4 protein-coding genes are annotated in these 8,240 nt (G+C 36.7%); all 4 read left to right on the top strand.

From position 1 onward, the window contains the following. Positions 1 to 577: 577 nt before the first annotated feature. Positions 578 to 5,407: a RecQ family ATP-dependent DNA helicase gene (locus BLS65_RS16525; RefSeq protein WP_092440922.1), complete on the top strand. Its 4,830-nt coding sequence runs from the start codon at positions 578 to 580 to the stop codon at positions 5,405 to 5,407. 219 nt (positions 5,408 to 5,626) lie between these two features. After that, positions 5,627 to 6,082, top strand: a complete 456-nt coding sequence (locus BLS65_RS16520; RefSeq protein ID WP_092440921.1) for a hypothetical protein — start codon at positions 5,627 to 5,629, stop codon at positions 6,080 to 6,082. A 634-nt stretch (positions 6,083 to 6,716) separates the two neighbouring features. Beyond that, on the top strand, positions 6,717 to 7,274 hold the full coding sequence (locus BLS65_RS16515; protein ID WP_125869925.1) for a hypothetical protein: 558 nt from the start codon (positions 6,717 to 6,719) through the stop codon (positions 7,272 to 7,274). A gap of 747 nt (positions 7,275 to 8,021) precedes the next feature. Then, on the top strand, positions 8,022 to 8,240 hold a 219-nt coding region (locus BLS65_RS16510), incomplete at its 3' end, for a DUF4372 domain-containing protein (protein ID WP_125869924.1).

Here is an 8,240-nt window from a genome sequence, read left to right as displayed (position 1 = left end):
CTCACGAGCATCGGGAGATCTCCCTCGGTAAGGTAAATGTCCTTCCGTCTAACCCTGCGGGATCTACATAGCTACCCTGTTTGTATTCGTTGGGCTTTGCAATGGTGTGCTTGCTCACCCGAGCAGCTGTGCCTCATATCCCGTTCCTGTTCGTCAGTTCAGACGTTTGCCGTTTGGCTTACTTCAGTGCATGGGTCACCCCAAACCACCTTGCCACTTGCTAGTGCTTCGGACACGACTCCGCGCACAAGGGACTTTCACCCTCTGGACTTGTTCCAAAAACGCTTCCGTTTAAAGAACTTTTACTATATTTACCATTCAAGGCACACACACGCCGTATATTTTATTGCCGAGTTAGTGCAGGTTTCAGCGTTTCTACATCTAATAAACTTTCGTGTATCATGACAGGACAGTGCTTCGAATTCGGCAACAAAAACATACCGCCAACCGTTGCCGCCAAGTGTGAAAAAGACAGTGACAACCAATAATCAATGAAAAAAAACGAGTTGGAAAAATTATATATTTACATAAAAAATCAAACACAATCTGAATTATTGCAAATTAGCCAATACACGAGATGAAATCAATTGCATTCATTGATACCGAGATTGAGCCAAAGAGCCGAAAGATTCTTGACATTGGAAGCGTCAAGGACAACGGCAATTCCTTTCATTCAAATTCTATTGCTGACTTTATAAAATTCTTAAACGGGACTGAGTTCATTTGTGGACACAATATTTTAAATCACGATTTACTATATATTGACAATGCTATTACTGATGCTAAAGTTAATTCAGAAAACATCATTGACACTTTATTCCTCTCTCCCCTTTTGTTTCCAACAATGCCCTATCATTCTTTGCTCAAAGACGACAAACTTCAAACAGAGGACACAAACAATCCGCTTAACGATTCTATCAAAGCCAAAGACCTTTTCTTTGACGAAGTTTCTATTTTCAATCAAGCAGATGAAAAACTAAAACAAATTTTCTATTTGCTATTAAACGAGAAAAAAGAGTTCCACTCTTTTTTTCGTTTCATTGCCTACAAGAGCAGCGAAACCGATATTGAAAAAATAATTAGAGAAAAATTTCAATCTCAAATATGTGAACAAGCTGACCTTACTAAAATAATTTCTGAATACCCGATTGAATTATCTTACTGTTTAGCACTCGTTAATTGTAACAACCGCTACTCAATCACACCGCCTTGGGTTTTAAAGAACTATCCGAAAGTTGAACGAATAATGTTTTTATTAAGGAACAATCCTTGCTTGACTGGCTGCGTGTATTGCAATCAGGCATTAGACATACACAAAGGACTTAAAACATATTTCGGATTTGACGAATACAGAAGTTATGCAGGTGAACCATTACAAGAGAATGCAGTTCAAGCAGCCATTGACAGCAAATCAATTTTGGCTGTGTTTCCAACAGGTGGAGGCAAGTCAATCACTTTCCAAGTTCCAGCTTTGATGAGTGGCGAAAATGCCAAAGGATTGACAGTTGTAATTTCTCCTTTGCAATCATTGATGAAAGACCAAGTTGATAATCTTGAAAGAATTGGAATCACAGATGCAGTAACAATAAATGGTTTGCTTGACCCGATTGAAAGAGCAAAATCAATTCAAAGAGTTCAAGATGGATTTGCATCCATTCTTTATATCTCTCCTGAATCTTTGCGTTCAAAAACAACAGAGAAATTATTATTAGGAAGAAAAATTGTTCGCTTTGTGATTGATGAAGCACACTGCTTTTCATCGTGGGGTCAAGATTTTAGAGTTGATTATTTATACATCGGTGACTTTATAAAGTCGCTACAAGAAAATAAAAATCTTGATGAACAAATTCCTGTTTCGTGTTTTACTGCAACTGCAAAACAAAAAGTAATTGAAGATATTTGTGCATACTTCAAAGAAAAGTTAGGACTCAAGTTAGAAATTTTCCCTTCTAAAGCTTCAAGAACAAATCTCCATTACAAAGTTTTTGAAAAGAGTGACGATGAAGAAAAGTATAACTCCGTTCGTGATTTAATTGAAGAAAAAGATTGCCCAACTATCATTTATGTTTCAAGAACAAAAAGAGCAAGAGAACTTGCTGCAAGATTAAGTGCAGATGGATTTAATGCCAGAGCTTTTCATGGCAAAATGGAAAGTCAGGAGAAAACAGAAAATCAAAATGCTTTCATAGCAGGTGACGTTCAGATAATGGTTGCAACCTCTGCCTTCGGAATGGGGGTTGACAAGAAAGATGTTGGAATGGTAATTCACTATGAGATTTCCGATTCGCTTGAAAACTATGTTCAGGAAGCAGGAAGAGCAGGAAGAGATGAAAATATAACAGCTGACTGCTATGTATTATTTAACGAGGAAGATTTAGGCAAACATTTCATTTTGCTAAATCAAACAAAGCTCAACATACATGAAATACAGCAAATTTGGAAAGCAATAAAATTCATTACAAAAGTCAAATCAAGTGTTCAGAAATCTGCTTTAGAAATTGCAAGGCAAGCAGGTTGGGACGACAATTTGAATGAAATTGAAACAAGAGTTACAACAGCCATTTCTGCATTAGAAGAAGCTGGCTATTTGAAGCGGAAGCAAAATATGCCGAGGATTTTTGCCAATAGTATTCTCTCAAAAAACGCACAAGAAGCTATAGATAAAATAATGCATTCGCAAAAATTTAGCGAAGAACAAAAAATTACGGCAACAAGAATTATCAAAACTCTTTTTTCAAGTAAGAGCAGAAAGCAATCAAATCAAGACGAAGCGGAATCTAGAGTTGATTATATCTCCGACAATTTAGGAATTGAAATTAAGAATGTGATTTCAGTTGTAAATCTTTTGCGTGATGAGAAGATTTTAGCAGATGCAAAAGATTTGACTGCATTTATCAAAAAGGGAGTGAACAAAAAGAGTTCACTCGATATTGTTGAATCCTATGGACTAATTGAAAATTTCCTTTGTCCATTGTTTGAAGAACAGGAAAAATCATTTCACATTAAGGAACTGAATGAAAAAGCGGAAGAAAATGGATGCAAAGATGTAACGCCAAACAAAATAAAAACGCTGTTAAACTTTTGGGCAATTAAGAATTGGATTAAACGACACAATAAAGATTATAACAAGAATCATATTGTAGCAATAAGTTGTCAGCCCAAAGAAGAATTAAAAAAGAGGTTAGAGCAGCGGCACATCTTATCTCAATTTATTGTTGGCTACTTGTATGCAAAGAGCAATACAATTAAGGAAGAAGGAGAACCTGATAAAGACGAAGTGTTGGTTGAATTTTCTGTTCTTGAATTGCAAGAAGCTTTTAGTAAACAACTTCAGTTGTTTGAAGTCAAAGCAACGATTGAGGACATTGAAGATACATTGTTTTATCTGTCAAGAATTGAAGCAATAAAAATAGAAGGCGGCTTTCTTGTGGTATACAACAAACTCACTATTGATAAAATTGAACTAAATCCAAGAGTTCAATACAAAGAACAAGATTACCAGAAACTAAGTGATTATTACGACCATAAGGTTCAGCAAATACATATCGTTGGGGAGTATGCAAAAAAGATGATTGACGATTATACTGGAGCATTGACGTTTGTTGACGATTATTTTCAATTGAACTTTCCTTCGTTCCTAAATATATACTTCAAAGGTAGCCGAGAGTCCGAAATAAAAAGAAACATAACACCAAAAAAATACAAACAACTTTTTGATTCATTGTCAGATGTTCAGAGAAGAATTATTGATGATAAGAATTCAAAATACATTGTAGTAGCAGCTGGGCCAGGAAGCGGAAAGACAAAAGTTTTAGTTCACAAATTAGCTTCGTTGCTTTTAATGGAAGATGTAAAACATGAACAGTTACTAATGGTAACATTTTCAAGAGCAGCGGCAACAGAATTTAAAAAGAGATTGATTGAACTAATCGGAAATGCGGCCAACTTCATTGACATGAAAACTTTTCACTCCTATTGTTTTGACTTGTTGGGAAAAGTTGGAACCATTGACAGAGCAGATGAAATAGTCAAAATAACAGTTGAGAAAATTAAAAACAACGAAGTTGAGATAAGCAGAATTACTAAAACTGTTTTAGTAATTGATGAAGCACAAGACATGGACGAGGCCGAATTTGAGCTGATAAAAGTGCTGATGGAAAAAAACGAAGAAATGAGAGTGATTGCAGTTGGTGATGATGACCAAAATATTTACGAATGGCGTGGAGCAGATTCAAAATACTTATTGAGTTTCATTACCGAAAAGAAAGCAGCCAAATATGAACTCATAACAAATTACAGGAGCAAAAGCAATTTGGTTTCATTCACTAATCAGTTTGTAAAGACAATTGAAAAACGACTGAAAGAAATTCCGATTGAAGCAAAACAAACCGATAATGGAAAAATCAAAATTGTTCATTACAAGAATAGCAATCTTATCACTCCTTTAATTGCCGACATACTTTCTATGGGACTATCAGGAACGACATGCGTTCTAACCCACAAGAACGAAGAAGCATTTCAGGTTGCAGGACTTTTGACAAAAAGAGGATTGCAAGCTCAATTGATTCAATCTAATGATGGCTTTAGTTTGTATAATCTAGCAGAGGTTCGTTTCTTTTTAAATGAATTGAAATTAGACGATGAAGTATTTACAATCAGTGATGATGTTTGGGGTAACGCTAAAAGGAAAGTGATTGATAGATACAAGCACAGTTCAAAGTTTGAAATCTGGAACAACCTCATTAAAGATTTTGAAGCAACAAACACAAAGAAGAAATACAAATCTGATTTTGAGGTTTTTATCAGGGAATCAAAACTTGAAGATTTCATAAATGAAAATGGAGAAACAATTTTTGTTTCAACCATTCATAAAGCAAAGGGAAAAGAGTTTGACAATGTTTTTCTTATGCTTGAAAACTTTGATGCTAGAGAAGATGAAAAGAAACGACAGTTGTATGTTGCAATGACAAGAGCAAAACAAAAACTGATAATTCACTTGAATGGAAATTATCTTGACAAGTTAAAAACAGAAGAAGTAGAGAGAGTAGAAAACAATAACATATTCCAACCTCCAAGCGGTTTGGCAATGCATCTTACACACAAAGATTTGAACTTAGGCTATTTTGAGTTCATACAGAAGAGAGTAAGCCCATTGACAAGCGGAGATTCGATTCTTATATCAGATGAAGGATGCAAGAATGGAAAAGGAGAATTGATTTTAAAATTCTCAAAGAAATTTCTTGATAAATTAGCAGAGATAAGAAGAAATGGCTATGAGTTGAACGAAGCAAAAGTGAATTTTATTGTACACTGGCAAGCCGAAGACAAAGAGCAAGAGGTGAAAATTATTTTACCCGAATTACAGTTTGAAAAACAAATTTGGGTTGAAAGCGAGATTCATGATTAACAATGGATTACTTAACGAGATAAATGAACATCAGGCAGTAACAAAGGCTTAATTCAATGGGGGTTTCAGTGGTAATTCGAGCATTCTGCCCCGCTCAAACTTCGGTGTCGGTGGAACGGAACGTAGCCCGCAGTTCATTACTGCATATAGCCTCAACCGTTAGCGGTAATTTTAAGAAACGGTCGCTAGTTTTGATAAACAATTAAAAATTAGAGAAATATGAGAAGTGTCTTGATCGTATTAATTGGTTTGTTTTTTTGTGAGTATTGTTATTGTCAAATTGATTGCAAAATAGTACTAAAAAATTATCCAAATACAATTGATACATCTAAAAGACCTGTTTATCTATTTGTTGAGAATATGCCTGATATAGTGACAGGCTCAAAACTGATGGATTTTTTTGCAAAGAAAGTTCATCTTGTAGAAAGTTCAAAATGCTTCCCGATTTATATATTCTATGGATTTGTTGTCGAAGCAGATTGTTCAATATCTAATGTCATGATTTGTCCTACACTTATGTTTTGTGATGACAATGAAAAGATTGATTTAATTGAGCAAAAATATATTAAACAGTTAACATCTGAAGTAATCAAGATAAAAACTGATGCCGGATTATTAAATGGAAAGAAGGTTGCGGTTTATACATTTGGTCGTATTCACTTTGACCCACAATAAAATCAATAAAACAAAAAACTACTGCCAATAAATAGACTTTAACTGGCACGAAGTGCCCAGCGAGAACCCTGAAGGGCTCATGAGCGAAGCGAATAACCCCGAAGTGCTCATGGCTTGCCTCTGCTGCAAACATACTCTTCACCTTCCTTTAAAAGAGAGGTGTTTTCTCACAAACATTTTGTGCATGAACCGTTAACTTTTCATGCGGAGTTCCAAAGTAAACCTTAAGGCCGCTCGTTAACCATGCAACTTTGGTTGACGCAATTAGGCCGTAGGCCTTAAATATTATTAGCCCCGGGTAAACCAGCTCTCAGGCTGGTACCCCGGGCTTACGGTAGCAACCCAGCTGGCAGCGCGCATGCCCATTCCCTTGCGCGCCATCACTTCTTGCGCTGCCTTCACTGCACCTTCATTTGAGCACGAGACATACCTCCTGCCACTCGCCCCACAGCGCATCTTTTAGCATCTAACCAAATATTATTCACCCACCCCGCACCACATGCCCACATTATTGATACCTTAGTGAAGAAATATACTGTAATAAAAGGTGTGGTTATGCAACTAACTATCGGTAGGCGTGTAAACGGACATTTTGTCGGGTTATAAATCTTTAGGGTCAATTAAACTGATAAACATGAGTCATCCTATTAAGTCAATATTTTTTTCTTTTGCTATTTTCCTGACTACATCTACGACATTTGCACAAATATGGCCTCTTTCACCAATGTTAAGATTTGGTAATACTGTTTACTATAAACTTGAAGACAAACAAACAATCTCGTTGCATGGAACAAATTTAGCGTGGGGTGATAAAGAAATTGGGAACAGATTCTTCGACGTTCTACCTAAAACCGATAGCATTCAAATCCTGTTAAATGGTACGACATACTATTTCGGGCAAAAAGCCAGAAAAGAACCTAGACCATACAAAGAAATACTTTTCTATTCCAGAAGGAAATTGCGAAATGACATTGCAACCATAAAGTATCTTAAACTTATTGAAATTAAGGACTCTTCAATAATTGCAAGAGCAACGCTTCGATACAAACATCATTTATTTAGGAAACGAGAAATGATTGAAATCAAACGCGAAGAGCTTGAAGGAGTATTTATTGGGGCAGGAAAGAACGACAGAATTTTTATGATAACAGTTGGATATGGAGCAGCAGTAATTGCTTTATTCTTATTGTAGAAAATAATTAACTGCCCTTAATAAATAATTTTTCTTCCCGCACTACATGCCCCGCGAGAACTCTGAAGGGCTCATGGCTTGCCTCTGCTGGAAACATCCATTTCTTCCTCCTTTAAAAGAGAGGTGTTGTCTCACAAACATTTTGTGCATGAACCGTTAACTTTTCATGCGGAGGTCCAAACGTAAACCTTAAGGCCACTCGTTAACCATGCAACTTTGTTTGACGCAATTAGGCCGTAGGCCTTAAATATTATTAGCCTCGGGTAAACCAGCTCTCAGGCTGGTTACCCGGGGTTACGGTAGCAACCCAGCTGGCAGCGCGCATGCCCATTCCTTTGCGCGCCATCACTCCTTGCGCTGCCTTCACTGCACCTTCATTTGAGCACGAGGCATACCTCCTGCCACTCGCCCCGCAGCGCATCTTTTTGCATCTAACCAAATATTATTCACCCACCCCGCAACACATACCCACATTATTGATACCTTAGTGAAGTAGATAAACCCAACTAAGTAGGGTTTATAAACGAGTTAGCAAACATTTTAAAAAAGACTGCTTCACATCATATGAATAGTAATAAAAAATTAATGTTAATGCAGGATAAGTCATATATTGTTGTGATTATAATAATTTCACTACTGTCCGACAAAAAGATTCCAGTTGAAACGTTAGTTGAATAAAAATAAGGGGCTACTCCCCGAAGGTTTCACCCCGATGTTGTAGATTTGTTTTGCAAAAAAAAACACAACATGGGCAAAAATACAGAAATAAAATTAGTCGGACAGCCGATTTTCAAACAAGCCATCAACTTAATCGATGCCATTAATGTCAGCAGCTTGGTGAAAAAGCATGGTGCAGACCATTACTATAAGACGTTTAAGGCAAAACCCCAGCTGGTTACCATGCTGTTTGGCGTCCTCAGCCGGTGCGATTCGATGACCGAAATATGTGAAGGGCTGCGCGCTATG

Source organism: Williamwhitmania taraxaci, assembly GCF_900096565.1.
Lineage (GTDB): Bacteria > Bacteroidota > Bacteroidia > Bacteroidales > Williamwhitmaniaceae > Williamwhitmania > Williamwhitmania taraxaci.
Note: the sequence above shows the minus strand (reverse complement) of the source record. Positions and strands in the feature narration are given on the sequence as shown.

Excerpts from the sequence above, each read along its gene's own strand:
- BLS65_RS16525 (WP_092440922.1), top strand. The coding sequence starts at position 578 with ATGAAATCAATTGCATTCATTGATACCGAGATTGAGCCAAAGAGCCGA.
- BLS65_RS16520 (WP_092440921.1), top strand. The coding sequence starts at position 5,627 with ATGAGAAGTGTCTTGATCGTATTAATTGGTTTGTTTTTTTGTGAGTAT.
- BLS65_RS16515 (WP_125869925.1), top strand. The coding sequence starts at position 6,717 with ATGAGTCATCCTATTAAGTCAATATTTTTTTCTTTTGCTATTTTCCTG.